This window comes from Methylobacterium durans (assembly GCF_003173715.1).
GTDB classification, from domain to species: Bacteria; Pseudomonadota; Alphaproteobacteria; order Rhizobiales; family Beijerinckiaceae; genus Methylobacterium; species Methylobacterium durans.
The window spans coordinates 4,409,116-4,434,227 of the sequence record NZ_CP029550.1 but is presented as its reverse complement, the minus strand read 5'-3'; the positions used below and the strand labels follow the sequence as shown (position 1 = coordinate 4,434,227).

22 protein-coding genes are annotated in these 25,112 nt (G+C 68.8%); 11 read left to right on the top strand and 11 right to left on the bottom strand.

Annotation, left to right across the window (positions count from 1 at the left end):
• Nucleotides 1-234: 234 nt before the first annotated feature.
• Entirely contained in the window at nt 235-2,301 is a 2,067-nt protein-coding gene (parE, locus tag DK389_RS20320; RefSeq protein WP_109892266.1) for a DNA topoisomerase IV subunit B, read from the top strand.
• A gap of 212 nt (nt 2,302-2,513) precedes the next feature.
• On the opposite strand, the gene DK389_RS20315 is transcribed toward parE, so the two are convergent.
• Nucleotides 2,514-3,419 (bottom strand): outer membrane protein, encoded by a 906-nt coding sequence (locus DK389_RS20315; protein WP_109896648.1) that lies wholly within the window; start codon nt 3,417-3,419, stop codon nt 2,514-2,516.
• 422 nt (nt 3,420-3,841) lie between these two features.
• Here DK389_RS20315 and DK389_RS20310 point away from each other — a divergent pair, with 422 nt between their 5' ends.
• The 3 genes from DK389_RS20310 (at nt 3,842) to DK389_RS20300 (ending at nt 6,979) form a co-directional block, all read left to right on the top strand.
• Complete coding sequence (locus DK389_RS20310; RefSeq protein WP_109892264.1) at nt 3,842-4,105, top strand: hypothetical protein; 264 nt, start codon at nt 3,842-3,844, stop codon at nt 4,103-4,105.
• A gap of 192 nt (nt 4,106-4,297) precedes the next feature.
• The gene (locus DK389_RS20305) at nt 4,298-5,794 is read left to right on the top strand and encodes a DEAD/DEAH box helicase (protein WP_109896646.1); all 1,497 of its coding nucleotides are present in this window, start codon (nt 4,298-4,300) and stop codon (nt 5,792-5,794) included.
• 120 nt (nt 5,795-5,914) lie between these two features.
• Entirely contained in the window at nt 5,915-6,979 is a 1,065-nt protein-coding gene (locus DK389_RS20300) for a GGDEF domain-containing protein (RefSeq protein ID WP_109892262.1), read from the top strand.
• An 11-nt stretch (nt 6,980-6,990) separates the two neighbouring features.
• Here the strand turns inward: DK389_RS20300 and DK389_RS20295 are convergent, their stop codons facing one another.
• The 7 genes from DK389_RS20295 to DK389_RS20265 all read right to left on the bottom strand — a co-directional run bounded on the left by DK389_RS20295 (nt 6,991) and on the right by DK389_RS20265 (nt 14,034).
• A complete protein-coding gene (locus DK389_RS20295) occupies nt 6,991-7,368 on the bottom strand; it encodes a HesB/IscA family protein (RefSeq protein ID WP_109892260.1) in 378 nt (125 codons plus the stop codon).
• Nucleotides 7,369-7,467: 99 nt separating this feature from the next.
• Nucleotides 7,468-7,848 carry an SUF system Fe-S cluster assembly protein gene (locus DK389_RS20290; protein WP_236960193.1) on the bottom strand — a complete coding sequence of 127 codons (381 nt, stop codon included), beginning with the start codon at nt 7,846-7,848 and terminating at the stop codon, nt 7,468-7,470.
• Nucleotides 7,849-7,859: 11 nt separating this feature from the next.
• Complete coding sequence (locus tag DK389_RS20285; RefSeq protein ID WP_109892258.1) at nt 7,860-9,104, bottom strand: cysteine desulfurase; 1,245 nt, start codon at nt 9,102-9,104, stop codon at nt 7,860-7,862.
• A 59-nt stretch (nt 9,105-9,163) separates the two neighbouring features.
• Nucleotides 9,164-10,486 carry a SufB/SufD family protein gene (locus DK389_RS20280; RefSeq protein ID WP_109892256.1) on the bottom strand — a complete coding sequence of 441 codons (1,323 nt, stop codon included), beginning with the start codon at nt 10,484-10,486 and terminating at the stop codon, nt 9,164-9,166.
• A 3-nt stretch (nt 10,487-10,489) separates the two neighbouring features.
• Nucleotides 10,490-11,242 carry a Fe-S cluster assembly ATPase SufC gene (sufC, locus tag DK389_RS20275; protein ID WP_109892254.1) on the bottom strand — a complete coding sequence of 251 codons (753 nt, stop codon included), beginning with the start codon at nt 11,240-11,242 and terminating at the stop codon, nt 10,490-10,492.
• Nucleotides 11,243-11,327: 85 nt separating this feature from the next.
• Nucleotides 11,328-12,797, bottom strand: coding sequence for a Fe-S cluster assembly protein SufB (gene sufB / locus DK389_RS20270; RefSeq protein WP_109892252.1), 1,470 nt, complete (start codon nt 12,795-12,797; stop codon nt 11,328-11,330).
• Nucleotides 12,798-12,864: 67 nt separating this feature from the next.
• Complete coding sequence (locus DK389_RS20265) at nt 12,865-14,034, bottom strand: cysteine desulfurase family protein (protein WP_109892250.1); 1,170 nt, start codon at nt 14,032-14,034, stop codon at nt 12,865-12,867.
• A 291-nt stretch (nt 14,035-14,325) separates the two neighbouring features.
• Here DK389_RS20265 and DK389_RS20260 point away from each other — a divergent pair, with 291 nt between their 5' ends.
• Nucleotides 14,326-14,982 carry an alpha/beta hydrolase gene (locus tag DK389_RS20260; protein WP_109892248.1) on the top strand — a complete coding sequence of 219 codons (657 nt, stop codon included), beginning with the start codon at nt 14,326-14,328 and terminating at the stop codon, nt 14,980-14,982.
• A gap of 147 nt (nt 14,983-15,129) precedes the next feature.
• Here DK389_RS20260 and DK389_RS20255 read toward each other — a convergent pair whose 3' ends face one another.
• On the bottom strand, nt 15,130-15,480 hold the full coding sequence (locus tag DK389_RS20255; protein ID WP_109892246.1) for a hypothetical protein: 351 nt from the start codon (nt 15,478-15,480) through the stop codon (nt 15,130-15,132).
• Nucleotides 15,481-15,667: 187 nt separating this feature from the next.
• Here DK389_RS20255 and DK389_RS20250 point away from each other — a divergent pair, with 187 nt between their 5' ends.
• From DK389_RS20250 to DK389_RS20235, 5 genes are all read left to right on the top strand, one after another.
• On the top strand, nt 15,668-16,747 hold the full coding sequence (locus DK389_RS20250) for an HD-GYP domain-containing protein (RefSeq protein ID WP_109892244.1): 1,080 nt from the start codon (nt 15,668-15,670) through the stop codon (nt 16,745-16,747).
• Nucleotides 16,748-16,833: 86 nt separating this feature from the next.
• A complete protein-coding gene (locus tag DK389_RS35010; protein ID WP_257791905.1) occupies nt 16,834-16,968 on the top strand; it encodes a hypothetical protein in 135 nt (44 codons plus the stop codon).
• Between the two features lie 257 nt (nt 16,969-17,225).
• A complete protein-coding gene (locus DK389_RS20245; protein ID WP_109892242.1) occupies nt 17,226-17,471 on the top strand; it encodes a hypothetical protein in 246 nt (81 codons plus the stop codon).
• Between the two features lie 316 nt (nt 17,472-17,787).
• Nucleotides 17,788-19,758 (top strand): acyl CoA:acetate/3-ketoacid CoA transferase, encoded by a 1,971-nt coding sequence (locus DK389_RS20240; RefSeq protein WP_109892240.1) that lies wholly within the window; start codon nt 17,788-17,790, stop codon nt 19,756-19,758.
• 110 nt (nt 19,759-19,868) lie between these two features.
• Complete coding sequence (locus DK389_RS20235) at nt 19,869-21,887, top strand: elongation factor G (RefSeq protein ID WP_109892238.1); 2,019 nt, start codon at nt 19,869-19,871, stop codon at nt 21,885-21,887.
• A gap of 16 nt (nt 21,888-21,903) precedes the next feature.
• On the opposite strand, the gene DK389_RS20230 is transcribed toward DK389_RS20235, so the two are convergent.
• The gene (locus DK389_RS20230; protein ID WP_109892236.1) at nt 21,904-23,502 is read right to left on the bottom strand and encodes an acyl-CoA dehydrogenase family protein; all 1,599 of its coding nucleotides are present in this window, start codon (nt 23,500-23,502) and stop codon (nt 21,904-21,906) included.
• Between the two features lie 104 nt (nt 23,503-23,606).
• Between DK389_RS20230 and DK389_RS20225 the strand changes: the two genes are divergently transcribed.
• Entirely contained in the window at nt 23,607-24,599 is a 993-nt protein-coding gene (locus DK389_RS20225) for an IS481 family transposase (RefSeq protein WP_109887600.1), read from the top strand.
• On the opposite strand, the gene DK389_RS20220 is transcribed toward DK389_RS20225, so the two are convergent.
• The gene (locus DK389_RS20220; protein ID WP_109892234.1) at nt 24,596-24,982 is read right to left on the bottom strand and encodes an ATPase inhibitor subunit zeta; all 387 of its coding nucleotides are present in this window, start codon (nt 24,980-24,982) and stop codon (nt 24,596-24,598) included. The two genes, DK389_RS20225 and DK389_RS20220, sit on opposite strands and share 4 nt — an antisense overlap.
• Nucleotides 24,983-25,112: the final 130 nt, after the last annotated feature.

Sequence of the window (25,112 nt, the reverse complement as noted above, 5' to 3'; positions counted from 1 at the left end):
CGATGCGTGAGGCGATCTTAACCATCCCTCCCGCATCAGTTTGATGACGGTTGCCGAGAAAGCCTCGCGGTGCCGCGTTGCCGGGGGTGCATTTGGCCCGTCGGCTGCCGCCATGCGATGCTCGACCGCACCGGCGACGGCGCCGGGTGCTTTGATGTTTCCGGTTTGTTCCGGTAGAACGGGCGGATGAAGGCACATGCTGCGAGACGAAATCCGGCTGCACGGGGGGCGCGCGTGAGCGATCCGGCACGGGATCTGTTCGGTCCGGGCGCGAAGCCGGCCGCCTCGGGGCCCGGCAGCCGGGAGGAGGCGCGCCGCCGTCTCAGCCTGACGCCCGCCGTCCCGGCCCCTCCGGACGCTGCGGAGGCTGGCTACGACGCGTCCGCCATCGAGGTTCTGGAGGGGCTGGAGCCGGTGCGCCGCCGCCCCGGCATGTATATCGGCGGCACTGACGAGCGGGCGCTCCACCACCTCTTCGCCGAGGTGATCGACAACTCGATGGACGAGGCGGTGGCGGGCCATGCCAGCTTCATCGAGGTGGAGCTCGAGGAATCCGGCGCCCTCGTCGTGACCGACAACGGCCGCGGCATCCCGGTCGATCCGCACCCGAAATTCCCCGGCAAGTCCGCGCTCGAGGTCATCATGACCACGCTGCATGCGGGCGGGAAGTTCGATTCAAAGGTCTACGAGACCTCCGGCGGCCTGCACGGTGTCGGCATCTCGGTGGTGAACGCCCTCTCGGATCTGCTCGAAGTCGAGGTCGCCCGCAACCAGACCCTGTACCGCCAGACCTTCTCGCGCGGTCATGCGCAGGGCGGGTTGGAGACGGTCGGGCGCGTCCAGAACCGGCGCGGCACGCGGGTGCGCTTTCATCCGGACGCGCAGATCTTCGGCTCGCTCAAGTTCGATCCGCGCCGCCTCTTCAAGATGGCCCGCTCCAAGGCCTACCTGTTCGGCGGCGTCGAGATCCGCTGGCGCTGCGCGCCTGCCCTCTTGGACGGCCTGGACGGCGTGCCGCCCGAGGCCGTGCACCGGTTCCCCGGGGGCTTGCGCGACTATCTCGCCCGCGACATCGAGGGGAAGGAACTCGTCACCGACGCGATCTTCTCCGGAAAGGTGACAAAGCCCGGTAGCCACGGCTCGCTCGAATGGGCGGTGGCCTGGATGGTCCAGGACGACGGCGTCTCCTCATCCTACTGCAACACGATCCCGACGCCCGAGGGCGGCACCCACGAATCGGGCCTGCGCGTCGCCCTGCTGCGGGCGCTGCGCGAGCACGCCGAGCGGGTGAATCAGGCCAAGCGCATGGCGGCGGTCACTACCGACGACGTGATGGCGACCTGCGCCTCGATGCTCTCGGTCTTCATCCGAGAGCCTGAGTTCCAGGGCCAGACCAAGGACAAGCTCGCCACGGTGGAAGCCTCCCGCATCGTCGAGACGGCGATTCGCGACGCCTTCGACCACTGGCTCGCGGATTCGCCGGCCCAGGCCAACAAGCTCCTCGACTGGGTGATCGACCGGGCGGAGGAGCGCCTGCGCCGCCGCCAGGAGAAGGAGGTCGCCCGCAAGACCGCGACCCGAAAGCTGCGTCTGCCCGGCAAGCTCGCCGATTGCTCGGCCGCGGGCACGGCGGGGTCGGAGATCTTCATCGTCGAGGGCGATTCGGCCGGCGGCTCCGCCAAGCAGGCCAGGGACCGCGCGACCCAGGCGATCCTGCCGTTGCGCGGCAAGATTCTGAACGTCGCCTCGGCGAGCCGTGACAAGCTCGGCGCCAACCAGCTCATCGCGGACCTCACCCTGGCTCTCGGCTGCGGCACGGGACACCAGTACCGGGAGGAGGATCTCCGTTACGAAAAGGTGATCATCATGACGGACGCCGATGTCGACGGCGCCCATATCGCCTCTCTCCTGATCACCTTCTTCTACCGGCAGATGCCTCGCCTCATCGACAAGGGGCATCTCTACCTCGCGATCCCGCCTCTCTATCGTCTGCAGCAGGGCACCAAGACCGCCTATGCGCGCGACGACGCCCACAAGGACCAGCTGATCAAGAGCCAGTTCAAGAGCGGCAAGGTCGAAATTGGTCGCTTCAAGGGCCTCGGCGAGATGATGCCGGCTCAGCTGAAGGAGACCACCATGGATCCGAGAAAGCGAACGCTCCTGCGCGTCGCGATCCTCGACGAGGCGCGGGAATCGACAGGCGACACTGTCGACCGCCTGATGGGCAACAAGCCCGAGGCCCGTTTCGCCTTCATCTCCGAGCGCGCCGCCTTCGCCGATGGGACCGACCTCGACATCTGAGAAGGCCGGACGGCGGGGTCCCGCGGGCACGTGCCTGAAGCGGCCGGTGGCGCGAGGTCTACTCTCCTCAGGCGGAGGGACGCGTTTTGAGAGCGTCACCTGTGCGATCGCGCGAGGTGATACCAGAAACGAGAAAGCCCGGCCGTGAGGCCGGGCTTTCTCGTCTGTCCGTCCCGATGGGCGGCGCCGGAGCGCCGCCCACGAGGTCAAACTTAGTAGGATCCGAACTTGTAGTTGAGGCCGGCGCGGACGACGGCGAACTCGTCGTTGCGGTTGCGGCCGGCGAAGCCGAGCGTGTCGTAGACCGGGACCAGGCCGCCGGCGGTGTTGAGGCCGCCCACCAGGGTGTTGACGCCCGTCCGGCCGCGATCGAGGTTCACGTACAGACCTTCGACCTTCAGCGTCACCGCCGAGGAGCGGAAGAAGTTCAGGAACGAGTCGGTCGGCAGCGCGTACTCGATGCCGCCGCCCACGGTCCAGCCGGTCAGGAAGTCGCTGCCGCGGGCCACGTTGGCGAAGTTGCCCAGGCTGGTGTCGCCCGAGGCGTAGGCGAAGCCGCCGGTGCCGTAGATCAGCGTGCGGTCGAAGGCGTAGCCGAGGCGGCCGCGCACCGTGCCGAAGAAGTCGAGCGTGCTCAGCGTGCCGTTCACCGGAACGAAGTTCGGGTTGATCGTGCCGACCGGCGCGGTGGTGGTGAAGCGGTTGTTCCGGCCCGAGCCGAAATCGAGGTACTGGGCGTCGGCCTCGACGCCGACCACCACGCCCGAGCCCGGCGTGAACTGGTAGTTGTAGCCGATCTGGCCACCGCCGGTGAAGCCGTCGCGGTCACCCGAGCGGTAGAGCAGGGTGTTGCCGACCGGCAGGATCGAGGTGGTCACCGGCGCGCCGCCGACGCCCGTCAGGGTGACCGGGTTGCCGGCCGTCTGCAGGAAGCCGTTGCGGTTGTTGCCGGTGTCGAACGCGTAGCCGGCGTTGAAACCCGCGTAGAAGCCCGTCCAGGTGAACACCGGGACCGGCGCGAACACCGGCGGCGGCGCAGCGCGACGCGGAAGATCGGCAGCGGACGCGACGGCGGTCATGCCGGCGAGAACGGTCGAGGCAAGGAGAAGCTTTTTCATCATCACTGGTCCTGTCTGGCGAAAGCCGGCGCGCTTTTAGGCTGCGGGAGCGATCGGGTCTGTCGCTTTCGTGCAACAAGCCCGTCCAGATAAGCCGTAAGGAGTCAACGAAACGTGAAGGTTAGATCGAGGTAAGATTCCAGCGGCGGAGGATGTGCCCCAGCGCACACGCCGAAGGACGAGAACAAAGCTTGCGGGAGAATTAAGAAATGCAGCCACAATCCTGTCGGAATGAGTGGCCGGCGCTTCTCAATCCTGCAGCATGGTGCGGAATCGGACGCGAGGCGGCGTTTTAGTTCAGGATGCATCCTCGTCAGCACGAGATGAGCCGGTAGGGCTCTCTTAACCCTGTCCGTGAAAGTCTCCCGGTCGCAGGTTGCGCGTCCCGCGCGGCCGGCCTCGCCAAGCCAGCTCCCGAGCCGATGCGCGCCTCCGACTCCTCGCCCGAAGCCGGCTCCCGCTCTCCCCTCCTCGCCTGGGCTCTGCGCGTCGCCGCCGTGACGCTGGTCCTCGGATGCGCGGCGGCTCAGTATCTCTCACGCTACCACGGCGCATCGGAACGCCGCGTCGCCGTCGCGGCGGCGCTGCCGGAGCCCGAGACCACGGGCTCGATCGGGGGCGGCGCGCGCGCTGTCACCCTCGACCCCTGCGCCCTGGCCGGCCGGATTCGGGGCAGCGCGCACTGAACGATCCGCCCGCACGGCCGAAGGGCATTCCGGCCCGGATCTCAGATTGACAAGCCGCGCCAACACTCTAAGTGTGCCGGCACTCGCATGCGCGGCGGGTCGGGAAACGAGACAGCCGTCATTGCCGTTGCCGCGACGATCTCCTCCGCGCCGGCCGGCGACCTTCCCGCGCGCAACGGTTCTCAAAAGAAGATGTCATTTGCCGATCTCGGATTGAGCGACAAGGTCCTCCAGGCCGTCACCGCCGCCGGCTATACCCAACCGACTCCCATCCAATCGCAGGCCATTCCCCACGTTCTCGCGCGCCGGGACGTGCTTGGCATCGCGCAGACCGGAACCGGCAAGACGGCGGCCTTCACCCTGCCGATGCTGACGATGCTGGAGACCGGCCGTGCCCGGGCCCGCATGCCCCGCACGCTGATCCTGGAGCCGACCCGCGAACTCGCGGCGCAGGTCGAGGAGAATTTCGAGCGCTACGGCACGAACCACAAGCTCAACGTCGCCCTGATCATCGGCGGCGTCTCCTTCGCCGATCAGGACGCGAAGCTGACCCGCGGCACCGACGTGCTGATCGCGACGCCGGGTCGCCTCCTCGACCATTTCGAGCGCGGCAAGCTTCTCCTCACCGGCGTCGAACTGCTCGTCATCGATGAGGCCGACCGGATGCTCGACATGGGCTTCATCCCGGACATCGAGCGCATCGTGAAGATGGTGCCCTTCACGCGCCAGACCCTGTTCTTCTCGGCGACGATGCCGCCCGAGATCGAGCGGCTCGCCGACATGTTCCTGCACAATCCGCAGCGGGTCGAGGTCGCGCGCCCGGCCTCGACCGCGACGACGATCGTGCAGCGGCTCGTCGCGACGGGCGGCGAGGGCCACGAGAAGCGCGAGCGTCTGCGCGGTCTGATCCGCGGCGAGGGCGAACTCAAGAACGGGATCATCTTCTGCAACCGCAAGCGCGACGTCGCGCAGTTGCAGAAGTCGCTCGCGAAGCATGGCTTCAACGCGGCGGCCCTGCACGGCGACATGGATCAGCGCGCCCGCATGGCGGCGCTGGACGGGTTCCGCAGCGGAGACACGCCGCTCCTCGTGGCGAGCGACGTGGCCGCGCGCGGCCTCGACATCCCGGCCGTCAGCCACGTCTTCAACTTCGACGTGCCGCATCATCCGGAGGATTACGTCCACCGGATCGGCCGCACCGGCCGCGCGGGCCGCGAGGGCCACGCCTTCACGCTCGTCAGCCGCGGCGACGACCGCTCTCTACAGGCGATCGAGTCCCTGATCGGCCAGCCGATTCCCTGGTTCGACGGCGACCTCGCCTCGCTGCCGGCCTCCGACGGGGAATCGGACGGGCGAACCCGCCATCGCGGCCGGAGTGTCGACGGGGCCCGCCGGGGCCGCCGGGGCACTTCCGGCGAGGGCCGGCCCGCGCCATCCCGCCGGAGCGGTGCCGAGCGGGCTCGCAGCGAGCCGATGGAGAACGGGGCGCCCCCGCGCGACGCCGCGCCGGTCTCGCCCGCTCAGGTCTCGCCTGCTCCGTCGCGCCAGCGGCCCGAGCGTGGGCCCGACGAGCGCGGCGGTCGCGGTCGCCGCCGGCACGAGGAGGACGATGCCGGGACGCCGATGGGCCTCGGCGAGCACGTGCCGGCCTTCCTGCTGCGTCCGGCACTCGTCAAGAAGCGCAAATAACAGCCGCGGCGCGTCGATCCGTTCGCGTCGGCTTAACCGTCCATCCATCCTCGCGGATGCATCTTCTCCGGCACACACCGGCCGACAGGTCGGTGACGCCGCGGAGGGGATCGGGTTGGGATGAGCGAAGGGAGCCACAACGACCGCGACCGGACCTTCGCGCTGTGCCAGCGGGCGAACGACCTGATGCGTGATTACGGCTCCTCGGCGACGCCGCGAGCCTACACAGTCTGGTACACGTACGTATCGGGCGCGCAGCCGCTGATGAACGACGCGATCAAGCGCCTGACCGCGCAGAACGGTTGCCTCTGCGACAGCGACATCGACTCCCTCTACGACACCTACATCGACGGCCGCCGGCTCTCGATGGCGGCCGAGAAGATGAGCGCCAGCGTGCTCGCCGAGATCGAGAGCATCACCGAGATGATCGATCTCTCGCTCGGCTCGACCGCGCAATACGGCGAGTCGCTGCGGGCGTTCTCCCACGACCTTGCCGGCGCGGCCCTCAATCGCGTGCGGATCCGCGAGATCGTGGCCTCCCTTGTGACAACCACCCGCGAGGTCGCGGCCAACAATCGGACGCTCGAGGCGCGCATGCGCGAGAGCCGCTCCGAGATCGAGACCCTGCGCGAGACGCTGGAGGCGACCCGCATCGAGAGCCTCACCGATCCGCTCACCGGTCTCTCGAACCGAAAGCATTTCGAGGAGATGCTGGCCAAGACCGTCGAGACGGCGGCGAGCCGGCCGGTGACGTCGAGCCTGATCGTCCTCGACATCGACTTCTTCAAGCGCTTCAACGACCTCTACGGTCACCTCACCGGCGACCAGGTGTTGCGCCTCGTTGCCATCGTCATGCGCGAGCAGGTGCGCGTGAACGCCAATCTCTCGCGCTTCGGCGGCGAGGAATTCGGCATCCTCCTGCCCGACACCGATCTTGATGCGGCCCGCGCCGTCGCGGAGGCCGTGCGCACGAGCGTGATGGGTCGCGAGCTCGTCAAGCGCTCGACGGGCGAGTCGCTCGGCAAGGTCACCGTCTCGCTCGGCATCGCCGCTTACCGGGCGGGCGACACGCCCGTCTCCCTGCTCGAGCGCGCGGACCTGTGCATGTTCGCGGCCAAGCGCGGCGGCCGCAACCGCTGCGTCGACGACCGCACCCCGATCTCGGATCTGTCCCGGGTAGCCTGAGGGCCGAAGCCTCAGGCCGTGGCGCGCAGCGCCTCGGGGTTTGCCGGCGTGATCGCGACGGACTCGCCGCAGCCGCAGGCGGAAGTCTGGTTCGGGTTGTTGAAGACGAACTGCGCGGACAGCTTGTTCGTCTGGAAATCCATCTCGGTGCCGAGCAGGAACAGCACCGCCTTGGGATCGATGAAGACGGTCACGCCCTTGTCCTCGATCATGTCCTCGCCGGGCTTGCGCGCTTCCGCGTACTCCATCGTGTAGGACATGCCGGCGCAGCCGCCGTTCTTCACGCCGACCCGCAGGCCGGCGATTGGACGGTCCGCGTCGGCGATGATCGCCTTGATCCGGCCTGCCGCCGCGTCGGTGAGCGACATGACCTTGAAACCTGATGACATCGCGTGCTCTCCGGCAGCCGGGTTCAAGGCCCGGGCGGGTGAGGGATTCTTGTGCACGTACGGAAGATAAGATCCCGTTGGCGGTGAATCTACCGCCCCCTACCACATGTCGAGGGCGACGCGGGCCTCGTCGGACATGCGGCTCTGGTCCCACGGCGGGTCGAACACCATCGTCACGGTGCAGGATTGCACGCCGGGGACGGCCGAGACGGCGTTCTCGACCCAGCCCGGCATCTCGCCCGCCACCGGGCAGCCTGGTGCGGTGAGCGTCATGTCGATCGACACCGTCCGGTCGTCGGCAATGTCGACCCTGTAGATGAGGCCGAGCTCGTAGATGTCGGCCGGGATCTCGGGGTCGTAGACGGATTTGAGTGCCGCCACGATGTCGTCGGTGAGGCGGTCGAGCTCCTCCGGCGGAATGGCGGAGGCGGCCGCCACCGCGGGGGCGTTGGTGCCGCCGGTGATCGTTGCGTCGGACATCAGTGGACCTTTCAGGCGAACAGCATCTCGGCCTTGGCCAGCGCCGCGACGAGCGCATCGATTTCGGCTCGCGTGTTGTAGAGGCCGAAGGAGGCGCGGCAGGTCGAGGTGACGCCGAACCGGTTGAGGAGCGGCATGGCGCAGTGGGTGCCGGCACGCACCGCGACGCCCTGGCGATCGATGACGGTGGCGATGTCGTGGGCGTGCGCGCCCTTCATCTCGAAGGCGATGACGCCGCCCTTGTCTCGCGCCGTGCCAATGAGGCGCACGGAATTCATCGACCCCAGGCGCTCCTGAGCATAGGCGGTGAGCATGGCCTCGTGGGCCGCGATCCGCTCGCGCCCGATGCCCATCATGAATTCGAGGGCCGCCCCGAGCCCCACGGCCTCGACGATCGCCGGCGTGCCGGCCTCGAAGCGGTGAGGGGGGTCGTTGTAGGTGATCGCGTCCTCGGTGACGGTGCGGATCATCTCGCCGCCGCCCTGGTAGGGGGGCAGCCGCTCCAGCCATTCCCGCTTGCCATAGAGAACGCCGATGCCGGTCGGCCCGTACACCTTGTGCCCGGTGAAGACGTAGAAGTCGCAGTCGAGCGCCCGCACGTCGACCTCGCGGTGAACCGCGCTCTGCGCCCCGTCGAGCAGCACCGGCACGCCGTGGGCGTGGGCGATGCGCACGATCTCCTCGGCCGGAGTCACCGTGCCGAGCACGTTCGACATGTGGGTGACCGCGACCATCTTGGTGCGGGGCGAGAACAGCTTCTCGTATTCCTCGACCAAAAAGTTGCCGTCGTCGTCCACCGGCACCCACTTGATCACGGCGCCCCGGCGCTCGCGCAGGAAGTGCCAGGGCACGATGTTCGAGTGGTGCTCCATGATCGAGAGGATGATTTCGTCACCCTCCCCGATCAGCCCGGCCCAGCCCATCGAGCTCGCCACGAGATTGTAGGCCTCGGTGGCGTTGCGGGTGAAGATGATCTCGTCCGTCGAGGCCGCATTCAGGAACTGCCGCGTCGTCTCGCGGGCGCCCTCGAACCCCTCGGTCGCCGCGTTCGCCATGAAGTGCAGGCCGCGATGGACGTTCGCGTAGCCCGTCTCCATGCAAGCGACCATCGCGTCGATCACGGCCCGCGGCTTCTGCGCGGAGGCCGCGTTGTCGAGGTAGACGAGCGGCTTGCCGTAGACCGTCTCGGACAGGATCGGGAATTCCTTCCGGATCGCCTCGACGTCGTAGGGAGTCTGAAGGACGGGTGCGTTCATGAAACTTTCCGCGTGGCGCGAGGTACCCCTTCCCCGCGAGGGAGGAAGGGGTCCGTCGCTCAGCTCCGCTCGGCCAGCCAGGTCTCGACCGTGCCGATCATCGCCTCGCGGGCACCCGCGTGGGTGACCGATTCCAGCGCCTCCCCGAGGAAGGCCTGGACCAGCAGGCTCTCGGCTTCCGGTCGCGGCAGGCCGCGGGCCATCAGGTAGAAGAGGAGATCCGCGTCCGGCGCGCCGCAGGTGGCGCCGTGGCCGCAAGCGACGTCGTCGGCGAAGATCTCGAGCTCCGGCTTGTTCATCATCTGCCCCTCGTCCTTGAGGAGGAGGCAGTCGGACTTCATCTTGCCGTCGGTCTTCTGGGCGATCTGCTCGACGATGATCTTGCCCTGGAACACGCCGGTCGCGTCGCCGTCGATCACGGTCTTGAACAACTCGCGGCTGACGCCGCCGACCGCCGCGTGATCGGCGAGCAGCGTGGAGTCGGCGAGTTGGCCGTCGCCGAGCATCGTGGCGCCGTTCACGGTCGCGGTCGCATCCTCGCCCGCAAAGTGCAGGTAGATCTGGTGGCGCGACAGCACCGCGCCGGTCACGACGTTGACGGTCTCGATGTGCGAGCCCGCGCCGAGCCGGGCAGAGATCGTCGAGAGCGCGATGGCCTCGCGGCCCTCGCCGTTGAGGCGGCTGTGATGGAAGCGGGCCCGATCGCCGATCACGACGTCGAGGGCATCGTTCGGCTGGTAGGCGACGCCGTCCGGGCCCTCGTGCGATTCGAGCACCATCAGCTCAGCATCGGCTTCGAGCACCACGAGCACGCGAGTCGCCGTGGAGAAAGCCTCCGCGCCCGTGCCGACGAAGCGCAGATGCAGCGGGGCCGCGACCTTGGCGCCCGCCGCGACCCGAACCAGCAGGCCGTCCGCCATGAAGGCGGCGTTGAGCTGATAGATCGGGTTCTCGCGGCTCTGGGCGACTGGAGCGAGGGATGCGAGGAGCGGGTCGTTGGCGGCGAGCGCCTCGTTCAGGGGCGTGACGGTGACGCCCTGCGGCACGTGGCCGAGATCCGACGCCTCGGCCACGAGATGGCCGTTCACGAAGGCGAGGCGGACGGCCTCGATACCTGCGAAGCCCTTGGCCGCGCCGATTGCCTCCCTCGCCGTCGCGGCGGCGGGCGCGTCGGCGGGCGGAGCGGCCTCCTTCAGGGCGGCGCGCAGGTCCGTGTACTTGAAGGCCTCGACCCGTCGGCTCGGCAGGCCCATCGCCTCGAAGTAGCGGAACGCCTCCTCACGGGCGATCGATACGCCCGTCGGGAACTTCATGCGGGCGACCTCGAACAGCTTCGAGAGACCGCTCTCGGCCGGGGTGCGAAGATTGGTGACGTCTGCCATGGCTCAGGCCGCCTCGCTCGCGCGGTACTCGGCGTAGCCCGAAGCCTCCAGCTCGAGGGCAAGCTCCTTGCCGCCGGACTTCACGATCCGCCCCTGGGACATGACGTGCACGGTGTCGGGCACGATGTGGTTCAGGAGCCGCTGGTAGTGCGTGATGACGAGGAAGGAGCGGCCTTCCGCGCGCAGCGCGTTCACGCCCTCGGAGACGATGCGCAGCGCGTCGATGTCGAGGCCGGAATCGGTCTCGTCGAGGACGCAGAATTGCGGCTGCAGCAGCGCCATCTGGAGGATCTCCATGCGCTTCTTCTCGCCGCCCGAGAAGCCGACGTTGAGGGCGCGCTTGAGCATCTCCTTGTTGATCTCGAGCGTGTCGGCGGCCTTGTTCACCTGGCGAATAAAGTCGGGCGTCGAGAGCTCGGCCTCGCCGCGCGCCTTGCGCTGCGCGTTGAGGCAGGCCTTGAGGAAGGTCATCGTGCCGACGCCGGGGATCTCCAGCGGGTACTGGAAGGCGAGGAAGATGCCGGCCGCGGCGCGCTCGTCGGGGGCCATCTCCAGGATGTTCTCGCCGTTGAGCAGGATCTCGCCGTCGAGGACCTCGTAATCCTCCTTGCCGGCGATGACGTAGGACAGGGTCGACTTGCCCGACCCGTTCGGCCCCATGATGGCGGCGACCTCGCCGTCCTTCACGGTGAGGTCGAGCCCGTTGAGGATGCGGTTGTCCTCGATCTGCACGACGAGGTTCTTGATCTCAAGCATAGTCAGTTCCGAAAGTCAGAAATACGAACACGGGCGAGTAGGTGCCGCGCGGGTGGATCCCGCGAGGCATCGATCTCGGGCCCGTCTAGCCGACCGAGCCTTCCAGGCTGATCGAGATCAGCTTCTGGGCCTCGACGGCGAACTCCATCGGCAGCTGCTGCAGCACATCCCGGACGAAGCCGTTGACGATCAGCGCGGTCGCCTCCTCCTCGGAGAGCCCGCGCTGCAGGCAGTAGAACTTCTGGTCCTCGGAGATCTTCGAGGTCGTGGCCTCGTGCTCGAACACCGCGGACGCGTTCTTCGACTCGATGTAGGGCACGGTGTGCGCCCCGCACTGGTCGCCGATCAGCAGGCTGTCGCAATTCGTGAAATTGCGGGCGCCCTTGGCCTTCTTGTGGGCCGAGACGAGGCCCCGGTAGGTGTTCTGCGAGCGCCCCGCCGAGATGCCCTTCGAGATGATCCGGCTGGTCGTGTTCTTGCCGAGATGGATCATCTTCGTGCCGGAATCGACCTGCTGCATGCCGTTCGACACTGCGATCGAGTAGAACTCGCCGCGGGAATCGTCACCACGCAGGATGCAGGACGGGTACTTCCAGGTGATCGCCGATCCGGTCTCGACCTGCGTCCAGGAGATCTTCGAGCGGGCGCCGCGGCAATCGCCGCGCTTCGTCACGAAGTTGTAGATGCCGCCCTTGCCCTGGGCATCGCCCGGGTACCAGTTCTGGACCGTCGAGTACTTGATCTCGGCATCATCCAGGGCGACAAGCTCGACGACCGCCGCGTGGAGCTGGTTGTCGTCCCGCTTCGGGGCGGTGCAGCCCTCCAGATACGAGACGTAGCTGCCCTTGTCGGCGATGATCAGCGTGCGCTCGAACTGCCCCGTGTCACGCTCGTTGATGCGGAAGTAGGTCGACAGCTCCATCGGGCAGCGCACGCCCGGCGGGATGTAGACGAACGAGCCATCCGAGAACACGGCCGAGTTCAGCGTCGCGAAGAAGTTGTCGGTCACGGGCACCACCGAGCCGAGGTACTTCTGCACCAGCTCCGGATACTCGCGAACGGCCTCGGAGATCGGCATGAAGATCACGCCGGCCTTCTGAAGCTCCGCCTTGAAGGTGGTGGCGACCGACACGCTATCGAAGACGGCGTCGACGGCCACGCGCCGCTCCGGCGCGATCCCCTCAAGCACCTCGACCTCACGCAGCGGGATGCCGAGCTTCTCGTAGGTGGCGAGGATCTCGGGGTCGATCTCGTCGAGCGACTGGGCCGCCTGACGCTTCGGGGCCGCGTAATAGTAGATGTCGTTGTAGTCGATCTTGTCGTAGGAGACGCGCGCCCAATCCGGCTCCTTCATCGTCTGCCAGCGCTTATAGGCGTCGAGGCGCCACTCGAGCATCCAAGCGGGCTCGTTCTTCTTGGCCGAGATGAAACGGATCACGTCCTCGGAGATGCCCTTCTCGGACTTCTCCATCTCGATCGTGGTCTCGAACCCGTACTTGTACTGATCGACGTCGATGGCGCGAACGCGATCGACGGTGTCCTGCACTGCAGGCATTAGCTTCTCCTACCGACACCGGCGTCAAGGGCCGGGGGTTTTTCGAGATGGCGCGGGACGGCTCGCATCAGGCCGCTCTCCCTTGCCGCTTATATAGGGACGAAACCGCGCGTTCGAAGGCTTCGAGGAAGCGGACCCCGTCGCTTTCAACCGTGTTCCAGCCCAAACTCACGCGCAGCGCCCCTGCAGCCAGCGCAGGGCTGACCCCCATCGCCGCGAGGACGGGCGAGCGCGCCACCTTGCCCGAGGCGCAGGCCGAGCCCGACGACACGGCGACCCCCGCGAGGTCGAGCGCCATCAGAGCGGTCGCCGCCTCGAGCCCCGGCACCGCGAAGCACAGCGTGTTCGGAAGGCGCGGCGCGCCGTCGCCGAAGACAACCGCCTCTGGAGCCCGCGCGCGCACGGCCGTCTCGATCCTGTCGCGCAGGCGACCGAGCCGCGCAGCCTCGCTCGCAAGAGTCGTTCCGGCGATCTCCGCGGCCCGGCCCATCCCGACCAGACCGGGCAGGTTCTCGGTGCCGCAGCGGCGACGCCCCTCCTGCCCGCCGCCGCGCACGAAGGCCGCGTCGAGGCCGGCGCCATCGGCCAGCGCGAGGGCGCCGACGCCCTTCGGCGCACCGAACTTGTGGCCCGAGATCGTCAGCGCATCGAGGCCGAGGGCGCCGAGATCGAGCGCGATCTTGCCGGCGGCCTGGACCGCGTCGCTGTGGACGAGCGCCCGGCCGTGGCGGCGGGCCAGCGCCACGATCTCGGCGAGCGGCTGCACGACGCCCGTCTCGTTGTTGGCGGCGTGGACCGAGATCAGCACGGCCTCGTCGCCGAGGGCGGAGAGCTGCGCCTCCATCGCCGCGAGATCGATCAGGCCGGACGGCTCGACCGGCAGGACTTCGACGGCCTCCGACGGAAAGCGATGGCCTGCCGCGACGCAGGGATGCTCGGTCGCCCCGATCAGGAGACGGGTCGGTGCCGGAAGCCCCGTGCGGCGAAGCGCGCCCGAGAGGACCGCGTTGGCCGCCTCCGTGCCGCCGCTGGTGAACACGACATTCGCGGCCGTCGCGCCGACGAGGCCGGCCACCTGCTCGCGGGCCGCCTCCAGCATGGCGCGGGCCGCGCGGCCCTCAGCGTGGACCGAGGACGGGTTGCCCGGCAATTCCAGCGCGCGCACGACCGCCGCCGACACCTCCGGACGAACCGGCGAGGTCGCGTTGTGATCGAGGTACGCGCGTGTCGCCTTCATGAGCGTGCCGACAGAGCCTTCGGACCGAGCACCGACATTTCCTTGCTTTCGCCCCCCGACATCATGCTAAGGCGCGCGCACGACACGCATTCCAGGCGGCCGGCTGCAGGGAGACGACCGGGACGAAACGTATCGTGCAGGGTTCTTTAGAATGATTCTAATCGTCTAGAACCATTCTAAGAGCGCTTGTAAGTGTGTCTCGACCTGAGTCAAGGCTCCGCGGCGGAGCCGTCGCGACGGCCTGAGATTTCGGCCGGGCCTTCGAGGCCGCCGAGAGGAGATGGGAGTACCATGCCCGAAGTGATCTTCAACGGCCCGGCAGGCCGCCTCGAAGGCCGTTACCAGGCCCCGAAGAAGAAGGGGGCGCCGATCGCCATCGTGCTGCATCCGCACCCGCAATTCGGCGGCACGATGAACAACCAGATCGTCTACAATCTGTTCTACACGTTCGCGAACCGCGGCTTCGCGGCGCTCCGCTTCAATTTCCGCGGCGTCGGGCGCAGCCAGGGCTCCTTCGACCACGGGTCGGGCGAGCTCTCCGACGCGGCCGCCGCCCTCGACTGGGTGCAGTCCGTCAACCCGGAGGCGAAGTCCTGCTGGATCGCGGGGGTCTCGTTCGGCTCCTGGATCGGCATGCAGCTCCTGATGCGCCGCCCGGAGATCGAGGGCTTCATCTCGATCGCCGCGATGGCGAATCGCTACGATTTCACGTTCCTGGCGCCCTGCCCCTCCTCCGGCCTGTTCGTGCACGGCTCGGAGGATCGCGTCGCCCCGGCCCGTGAGGTGATGCCGGTCATCGAGAAGGTGAAGACGCAGAAGGGCGTCATCATCGAGCACCAGATGGTCGAGGGGGCCAACCATTTCTTCGACGGCAAGGTCGACGAGTTGACCCAGACGGTCGACACCTATCTCGACAAGCGCCTCGGCAGCCGGGAAGAGGCGGCCTGAACTCGGCGGGGCTCGGCGGGACGGGCATGCCCCGTCCGGGCCAGCCCGGCCTCAGGGTCTCGGCACCGGCGCTCCGCCGCGCGGCATGGCTGCCGCCGCCTGCCGGCTCGTGCCGGCCACGATCAACTTGCCCCGGCGGGTCGACGTCTACTCGGCCGCTTCGTGGAAGCTCAGCCGCAGGCGGAAGCCGTCGTTGAGGGCGGCTGGGAGCGGTTCCGACGTCTCGGCGCCGAGGCGGAGCGCGTAGATCGCCGCCTCCGGCAGCGGCCGCGCCAGGGCGGGCGCCATCGCGTAGGCGACGTAGGTCGTCAGGCAGACGCTGGCCGCGATCTGGACGCCGATCAGCCACAGGAGCCAGCGCCCGGGCTTGCGCCCGCGTGCGGGTTCGGGCGGTCGCGGCATTGGCGCGGGCCGGAGAACGGTCGCCACGGTCGCGGAGGCGGCCGGGAAGATGAAGGCGTCGCCGGCGAGGTCGACGGTCAAGGGCAGATCGCTCATGCCGGGCAGGATCGCCGATCTTCGCTAACGGTCCTTGAATCACAGGATGCCCGCTCCGTCCCGGGCGGGGTCGGACATCGGGAATCGAGAAGAAATCCCTTACACTTCTTCGTGTAGCATCAGCGGATCCTTTACCTTCGGGTGACGCGCCGACATCCTGCCGGGCCCGCGCCGGAACTGTCTTCGCATGTTGCAGGATGCCTTCGTTCTGATCCTCAGCGACCGTCCCGGGCCGGCGGCGGGCCTGGCCCGCGGGATCGAGCGGGTGGTGGCCTGCACCTGCCTGGATTTCGGGGCGGGGCTGCCGCCGAAGCGTCCGCTCGCCGTCGTCGTCGATCTCGACACTCCCCGGACCGCGACGGCCGCGGTGACCGAAGCGCTCGCCGTGCGCCTGCGCGAGCGTCCCGTGCCGACTCTCCTGCTGACCGGTGCCTCGCGGGACGATGCTGGCGCCGCGGATTCGTTCGGGGCGCAGGCGGTGTTGCCGGCCGCGACGCCGCGGGAGACCATTCTCGCCAAGGTCCTCGAGATGATCGACGGCGCGGCCCGTGCCGCGGCCGCCCGCACGCGACGCCTGAACCAGCGGGCCGAGGTCGCGACCGGGATCGTGACCGACCTGTTCTTCCAGGCCTCGGCCGACCGGCGCCTGCGCGACGCGGAGGCCGACCGGGGCACCGAGACGGTGCTCGCCGCCGTCTCCGAGGCCGGGATCCGGGACTGGCTCGACGTGGTCTGGCGCCACGACGCGCAGGTCTATCAGCACACGCTGAGCGTCGCGGGCTACGCGGCAGCCTTCGGAACGGAGATCGGGCTCCCTGAGGCGGACCACCGCCGGCTGACCAAGGCCGCCCTGCTGCACGACATCGGCAAGTCCCGCATCCCGGCCTCGATCCTGAACAAGCCGAACGGCCTCTCCGCCGAGGAGACCGCGCTGATGCGCAGCCACGCCATCCTTGGCGCCGACCTGCTGCGCGCGCAGGGCGACGTCGAGCCCGAAATCATCGACGTCGTGCGCCATCACCACGAGAAGCTCGACGGCAGCGGCTATCCGGACGGCCTCGCCGGAGCGCAGATCTCCGATCTCGTGCGTCTCGTGGCGATCTGCGACATCTTCTCGGCGCTCACCGAGCGCCGGGCCTACCGGGCGCCGCTCTCCGTGACGGAGGCGGTACGCATCATGACGGACATGCGTGGACAGCTCGACCGGACCTTGCTCAACGCCTTCGCGCCCGTCATCGCCCGCTCCGCCTGCCAGATATGGCCGTGAGGGGCAGGCCCCGAGCGCTCTCGTGATCCTTCGCCCGCCTCGCGCGTTGGCCTGCGGTCAATCCGCAGAGCCGCAGGGAGAGCCGCATGACCGCCAACGATCCCGCCCACCGCCAGGGTCAGAGCGTCAACACCGTCGATCAACTCAGCAGCGTCACGCTCCTCGGCATCGCCCTCGCCGGGGCCGGCGTCGCGGTCGGGATCTTCGCGATGATCTCCTGACGCGCCGAGAAAAAGCCCGCCGCGGCCTGACGGCCGGGCGGGCTGAAGTGCGATCAGGATCCTATGAAGGACTATGGATTGAACGCGCGGCGGGGCGCGCCTAATCCCGCGCGATCGCGTTCGCGGCCAAGAATTCAATTCCGACCCGGCGCGGGGCCGGCCCGTCCGCTACGTAGGATCTGGACAGGGCCGCGCAGGCTGCCGCATGATCCGCGCCAACAAGGCCGGACTGGAGCGGCCGCTGCGAGGAGCGCGACATGCGCGGATACTGGCTCTGCGACACGCAGCAGGGTTCGTTCCGGATCGAGATGATCCGTCTGGCCGGCCGCGACAGCTACGTCGTGTTCTACGAGAACCAGCCGCTGGGCAGTTCGGACACCGCCGAGGCCGCGCTGATGCGCCTGATCCAGGGCGCCACCCACAAGCCCTCCTGCGGCCTCGACATCGCGCGCATGGCGCTGCCGACCGTCCTGTCTGACTGGACCTTCGCCTCCGCGCCCTGACGCCTTCTCGGGCGATGGAATACCGAATGCAAAATACTGCCCGGATGCCGGACGCCGATAAGTTTCGTTGAGGCGGGCCGAAAAATTACTTCGTTTGCCAGATCCGCGCTTCGAATTATCTTGAGAGCAGCGAACACCGACCCGGTCCCGTGCACGTATTCCCGTGTTTCGGTACCGGCCGAGCCGGCCTGACACGCGCAGCGCCGGTCCCCGCGCGGATCGCTCGGCGGAGAGAGGGGCTCGGCAGAAGCCCCCGCCGGACGCCCAGGCCGGAGCCTCCCTCTCAGCGGAGGCCAGGGAAGGAAACGGAACGCCGATGAAGAAGAACAAGGTCATCACGGCGGACGAGGCGATCGCGCTCATCCGCAACGGCGACGTCGTCACGACGACGGGCTTCGTGCAGAGCTGCATCCCGGAGGCGCTGCACGCGGCGCTGGAGAAGCGCTTCGTCGAGACGAACGGCCCGCGCGACCTCACGCTCATCATGACGGCGGGTGCGGGCGACAGCAAAGGTCTCGGCACCGGCCGCCTGCACCATGACGGCCTGCTGCGCCGGGTCATCGCCGCGAATTTCGGCCGGATGCCGAAGGTCGCCCAGGCCGCGCAGGAGAACCGGATCATCGGCTACAACCTGCCGCAGGGCGTCATCTCGCAGCTCTACCGGGCCTGCGCGGCGGGCCAGCCGGGCCTGTTCTCGAAGGTCGGCCTCAAGACCTACGTCGATCCGCGCCACGGCGGCGGGCGCGTCAACACGGTGACGACCGACGACATCGTCAAGCTCGTCGAGGTCGATGGCGAGGAGTGGCTGTTCTACACGGCGACCAAGATCGACGTGGCCTTCATCCGCGGCACCTCGGCGGACCCCTCCGGCAACATCTGCATGGCCAAGGAGGCCCTCACCCTCGACAACCTCGCCCAGGCCATGGCCGCCCGCAACAACGGCGGCATCGTCGTTGCCCAGGTCGAGCGCATCGTGGAGCAGGGCTCGATCAAGCCGAAGGACGTGCGCGTGCCCGGCATGCTGGTCGATTGCGTCGTCGTGGCGGAGCCCGAGATGCACCGCATGAATTACGGCGTCATGCACGACGCCGCGCTCGCGGGCGAGATCCGGGTGCCCGTCACCGGGATCAAGCGGATGGCGCTGACCGAGCGCAAGATCATCGCGCGCCGCGCCGCCTTCGAACTGCCGCCGAACGGGGTCGTCAATCTCGGCGTCGGCGCGCCCGAGGGCATCTCGTCGGTGGCCGCCGAGGAGAAGGTGACGCCCTACATCACCCTGACCACGGAGGCCGGGGCGGTCGGCGGCGTGCTGGCGAGCGGGTCGAGCTTCGGCGCGGCGACCAACGCCGACTGCATCATCGACCAGAACCAGATGTTCGACTTCTACGACGGCGGCGGCCTCGACATGACCTGCCTCGGCATGGCCGAGTGCGACGGCGAGGGCAACGTCAATACGAGCCGCTTCGGCGGCCGCCTCAACGGCTGCGGCGGCTTCATCAACATCTCGCAGAACGCCCGCAAGGTGGTCTTCGCCGGCACCTTCACCAATGGCGGCCTCGTCACGGCCGTCGAGGACGGCAAGCTGCGGATCGTGCAGGAGGGTCGCTCCCGCAAGTTCGTGGAACGGGTGGAGCAGAACACCTTCAGCGGCCCCTTCGCGCAGGAGCGGAGCCAGCCCGTCCTCTACGTGACGGAGCGCTGCGTCTTCCACCTGACGAAGCGGGGCCTGGAGTTGATCGAGGTGGCGCCCGGCATCGACATCGGCCGGGACATCCTCTCGCAGATGAGCTTCACGCCGATCATCGAGAACCCGATCCTGATGGACCGGCGCATCTTCGCCGAGGAGCCGATGGAGCTTCTCGCCGACCTTCTCAACCTGAACCTCAGCGAGCGCGTCAGCTACGACGCCTCCCGCAACCTGCTCTTCGTCAATCTGGAGGGCTGGCAGGTGCGCTCGAAGGGCGACATCGACGCCCTGCGCCAGGTCCTCGAGACCGCCTGCCTGAAGGCCGGCCAGCGGGTCAACTCGGTGATCAACCACGACGGGTTCCGCATCAGCGAGAACCTGTACGACGATTACGCCGAGATGATCGATTACATGGAGAAGTATCATTACCTCACCTCGACCCGCTACGCGACGAGCGCCTTCCTGCGCCTCAAGATGCAGGAGGCCCTGAGCAAGCGCGGGCTCGCGCCGCACATCTTCGAGCGCAAGGAGGACGCCCACGCCTTCCTCAAGGCGGAGGGGATCGGCTCGGGCACGGGCGAGATCGCCTCGGCGGCTTGACGCGGGAGGATTCGCGCCAGCGCGCCGGACTTGCATTTTTCTGCTTGATCCGAGCCTTTCCGCAGGCTCGTTCGGCGCTATGATGCCTTCCTGAACAGGGGAGGCGTCGCATGGCAGCCCAACCTCGGTGCATCGCTCTCGTCGGACCGGCGCAGAGCGGAAAGACGGCGCTGCTCGAAGCGCTGATGGAGCGGGCCGGCTCGGGCGAGCGCCCGGCGAAGGCCGGCGAGGGCAGCTCGGAATCCCGCTCCCACGGCATGAGCGTCGAGCCGGGCGTCGTCACGCTGAGCTATCTCGGCGACACCTTCACCTTCGTCGATTGTCCCGGCTCGATCGAATTCATGCACGGGATGCAGGCGGTGCTGCCGGTCTGCGACGCGGCCGTGGTGGTCTGCGAGGCGGACGAGCGCAAGCTCCCGGCGCTCGAATACGTGCTGCGCATCCTTGAGGCGCAGGGCGTGCCGCGGCTCCTCTTCGTCAACAAGATCGACGCGGCGACCCAGAGCCCCCGGGAGACCCTCGGCCTCCTGCAGGCGGCCTCCGTCACGCCCCTGCTCCTGCGCCAGATCCCGATCTGGCAGGACGGGGCGGCGACGGGCTTCATCGACCTCGCCCTGGAGCGGGCCTTCGTCTACCGCAACCACGCGCCGAGCGCGGTGGTCGCCCTGCCCGAGGGCGAGTTGCCCCAGGAGAAGGAGGACCGCTTCACGCTGCTCGAACGCCTCGCCGACCACGACGACGTGCTGATGGAGCAGCTCATCTCCGAGATCGAGCCGGACCGCGAGCGCATCTTCGGGGATCTCTCCCGGGAGCTTCGCGAGGGGCTCGCGGTCTCGGTCCTGATCGGCTCCGCGGCGCGGTGCAACGGCGTCGGGCGTCTCCTGAAGGCCCTGCGCCACGAGGCGCCCTCCCTCGCCGAGACCCGCGCCCGCCTCGGCATCCCGGATGACGGGCCGGCGCTCGCCCAGGTGATCCAGACCCGCCACACCGGCTTCGGCGGCAAGCTCTCGATCGGGCGCGTCCTGAGGGGGGCCTTCCAAGAAGGCGAGAGCGTGACCGCCTCGGACGGCACGACCTCCCGTATCGCGGGCCTCGTCGCCCTGAGCAGCGGCCAGAACGGCCGGATTGCCGCCGCCGCGGAGGGCGAGACCGTGGGATTCGGCCGGCTCGACGGCATCGGCACCCGCGCCTGCTTCGCGGCCGGGAGCGCGGCACCCCCGGAGGTCGCCGCGCCGCCGCCGCCCTCCCCCGTCTACGCCGCGGCCCTGAAGGTGCGCGACCGGAAGGACGACGTGCGCCTCACGAGCGCGCTCGCCAAGATCACCGAGGAGGATCCGGGCCTCAGCGTCGAGCAGGACGCGGATCTGGAGGAGATCCGCCTCCTCGGCCAGGGCGAGATGCACCTGCGCGTCGCGGTCGAACGCCTGTCGTCGCGGTTCGGCGTCGCGGTCGACAAGGACCGGCCGAAGGTCGGCTACCGGGAGACGATCCGATCGGCCGCCACCGGCCGCGGCCGGCACAAGAAGCAGACCGGTGGCCACGGCCAGTTCGCCGACGTGCAGATCGCGGTGCGGCCGCTCCCCCGCGGCGAAGGGTTCCTGTTCGAGGACGAGGTGGTCGGCGGCGCGGTGCCCCGGGCCTACATTCCCTCCGTCGAGGCGGGGGCGCGGGCCTATCTGCGCCGCGGACCCTTGGGCTTTCCCGTGGTCGATCTCTGCGTGACGCTCACCGATGGCGCTGCCCACGCGGTCGATTCCTCGGACGCGGCCTTCCAGGCGGCTGCCCGCCTCGCCCTCGACGACGCGCTGCCGAAGGCCGATCCTGTTCTCCTGGAGCCGATCCTCGCCGTCGAGATCGCGACGCCCTCCGCCTACACGGCCAAGGCGACGGGGGCCGTGACGAGCCGGCGCGGCCAGATCCTCGGCTTCGACGCGCGGCCCGGCTGGGTGGGCTGGGATCTGCTCCAGGCGCAGATCCCGGAAGCCGAGATCTGGGATCTGATCGTCGAGCTGCGCTCGGTCACGGCGGGTGTCGGCAGCTTCACCGCCCGCTTCGACCACCGGGCCGAGCTCACCGGCCGCCCCGCCGATCTCGTCCTGGCGAACGGGCTCTCCCGGCGGGCGGGGTGAGGAGGCGCGGCGCGCCTCAGGATCCCGGCAGGGCCCGCTCCAGGAGCAGGTCCGCCGCCGCATCGATCGCGTTCGCGCCGAACGGCCCGCGCTCGCGGGCGAGCCGCGTGGCGGCGTAGGCCTGCGCCACCGCGGGCGGCGCGCAGGCCGCGAGCGCGGCCGCGGCGGCGAGCGTCGCGAGGCGGCCGGTGGCGAGTCGGGCGCGCGCCTCCGCGTCCGGCGCCTGCAGCGCGGCGCCGATCTCCGAGGCCGCCTCCCGGGTGCCCGGCAGCCCCGCCGTCTCGGCCACGAGGCCGGCGACGACCGCGTCCGCCGTCTCCGGTGCGCGGTGCGCGGCGCGCAGCACGTCCAGCGCCATGACGTTGCCGGACCCCTCCCAGATCGCGTTGACGGGGGCCTCCCGGTAGAGCCGCGGCATCGGGCTCTCCTCGACGTAGCCGTTGCCGCCGAGGCATTCCATCGCCTCCGCGATCAGGGCCGGCGCTCCTTTGCAGACCGCGTATTTCACCGCCGGCGTGAGGAGGCGTGTGCGGTCCGCCTCGCCGCGGTCGAAGCTCGCCGCGAGCCGCATCGCGAGCGCGGTCTGCGCCTCGACCTCGAGGGCGAGGTCGGCGAGCACGGTGCGCATCGCGGGCTGCCCGACGAGCGGGCGCCCGAAGGCGTGGCGGTGGCGGGCGTGGTGCAGTGCGAGGGCCAGCGCCATCCGGGACAGGCCGGCGGAGGCCAGCGCGCAATCGAGGCGGGTGAGCTGCACCATCCCGATGATGGTCGGCACGCCGCGCCCCTCCTCGCCGACCCGCCAGCCGAAGGCGCCCGCGAACTCGACCTCCGAGGAGGCGTTCGAGCGGTTGCCCAGCTTGTCCTTGAGCCGCTGCAGGCGCAACGCGTTGATGGACCCGTCCGGCCGGTGGCGGGGCACGAGGAAACAGGTGAGGCCGCCAGGGGCCTGCGCGAGGACGAGGAAGCCGTCGCTCATCGGCGCCGAGAGAAACCACTTGTGCCCCGTCAGCCCGTAGCCCTCGCCTTCGGGCTCGGCCCGGGTCGTGTTGGCACGAACATCGGTGCCGCCCTGCTTCTCCGTCATCCCCATGCCGAGGGTGACACCGGCTTTCTCGAACCAAGGCCGGAAGCGCGGATCGTAGGTCCGCGCGGTCAGACGGCCCTCCCAAGCGGCGAGGTGACCCGGCGCGGCGGCGAGCGCGGCGGCGGCGGCGTTCGTCATCGTCAGGGGGCAGAGATGCCCGCACTCGACGCCCGCCGCCACGTAGAAGCGCGCGCCCCGCGCGAGATGGCCCCCGGCCGCGCGGGCGGAATGGAGCCCGTCGCCGACGCTCGCCTCCATCAGGGCGTGGTAAGCCGGATGGAACGCGACCGCGTCGAGGCGCCGTCCCTGCGCATCGTGCGTGCGCAGGGACGGCGGGTTCTCGTTGGCGAGACGGCCGAGTTCCAACCGGTCGGACGCGCCCCAGGCGTCGCCGAAAGCGAGGAGCGCGGGCAGGTCCGCCTCGGCACTCTGGCCGGCGAGAGCGCCGAGGAGCGGCGTGTCCGCGGCGACGAGGTTCACGTCGGCGAAGGGCGGGGACTGGTTGAAGACCGCGTGCGTCTCGGCACTCATCGGCCCATCATGCGCGCTCCTGCCCGCGCCGCAACAGCCTTTCCTAGGTGTTTGATCCCAGGGTTTGATGGTGCAGTTTTCTCACGAGAGTGGAAGGACGCGCTATGGGCCAGGTTCAGCACGGGAGCGCCACGACGACAGCGGCAGTCCGTCGAGCGATACAGCATAGTCAAGCGAGCCTGAGGGCGTTGGCGGCCCGTTACGGCGTCAACCCGAAGACCGTCGCGAAGTGGAAGAAGCGGTCCTCGGTGGCTGACCGGAAGACGGGGCCAACGGAACACCGGTCTACGGTGCTGACGGCCGAGAACGAGGCGGTGATCGTCGCCTTTCGCCGGCACACCCTGCTGCCACTCGACGACTGCCTCTACGCCCTGCAGCCGACGATCCCGCACCTTACACGCTCAAGCCTGCACCGGTGCCTGCAGCGCCATGGCATCTCGCGGCTCCCCGAAGTGGATGGCGACAAGCCGCTACGTGCAAAATTCAAGCGCTACCCGCTCGGCTACTTCCACATCGATATCGCCGAGGTGCACACCAAAGAAGGCCGACTCTACCTGCTTGTGGCGATCGACCGGACCTCCAAGTTCGCCTTCGCCGAGTTGCACGAGAAGGCCACGCGCCGGGTCGCCGGCAACTTCCTGCGGGCCCTTGCTGCCGCCGTTCCCTACAAGATCCACACGGTGCTCACCGACAACGGCACGCATTTCACCGAGCCGTCCGGGAACACTTGGACGCCGGAAGAGATCAGAGCGATGCGCGCCGAGAAGGTGCTGTTCCGCTGCCACTCCTTTGAGGGCGCCTGCGCCGACCTCAACATCGAGCACCGTCTCACGAAGCCGCGCCATCCCTGGACGAATGGTCAAGTTGAGCGGATGAACCGCACGATCAAGGACGCCACCGTCAAGCGCTTCTACTACGACAGCCACAGTCAGCTTCGGCAGCACCTCGCCGACTTCGTGGCCGCCTATAACTTCGCCCGCCGCCTCAAGACGCTACGCGGCCTCACGCCCTACGAAGCTATCTGCAAAGCTTGGACGGAGGAGCCCTCTAGGTTCACCCAGAACCCGCACCACCAAATCCCGGGACCAAACACCTAGGACGCCATCGGGGTCGGGCGCGGGGCGGATTCCGGCAGCGCCGCACGCCCCTCCCCGACCGGCGGCATCGCCTGATCGACGCTCGCCTGTGCGCCGAGGCGGACGAGTTCCGCCCGCAGATCGCCAAGGGTCTCGATCACGCCGTTGGCCGCGAGATCAGCCTGGATCCGCTCCAGCAGATCCTCGTCCCGGACGCCCTGGACGAGGGACGCGACCAGCTCGGCCGCGTAGGCCTCGGCCGCGCGCGCGTCGACGCCGAGCTTGTTGGCGGCGTACCAGGCGAGCCCGCGCATCCGACGGCAGCGCGCGACGAAGCGGGCCTCCTCATCGCGAGCAAAGATCAACTCCGCAGCCCGTTCCCGCTCCTCGAATAGCCTCGCCATATCGCGTCTCCATCCTTGTCGAGCTTGAACTTCGGCACGAATGCCTCGTCCCGACGCGGATGTTACGCTCTTCTTTTGACTTGGACTATGCCGGCGGAGATTGTGTATCGGGTTGAACGTTTCGTCGCTC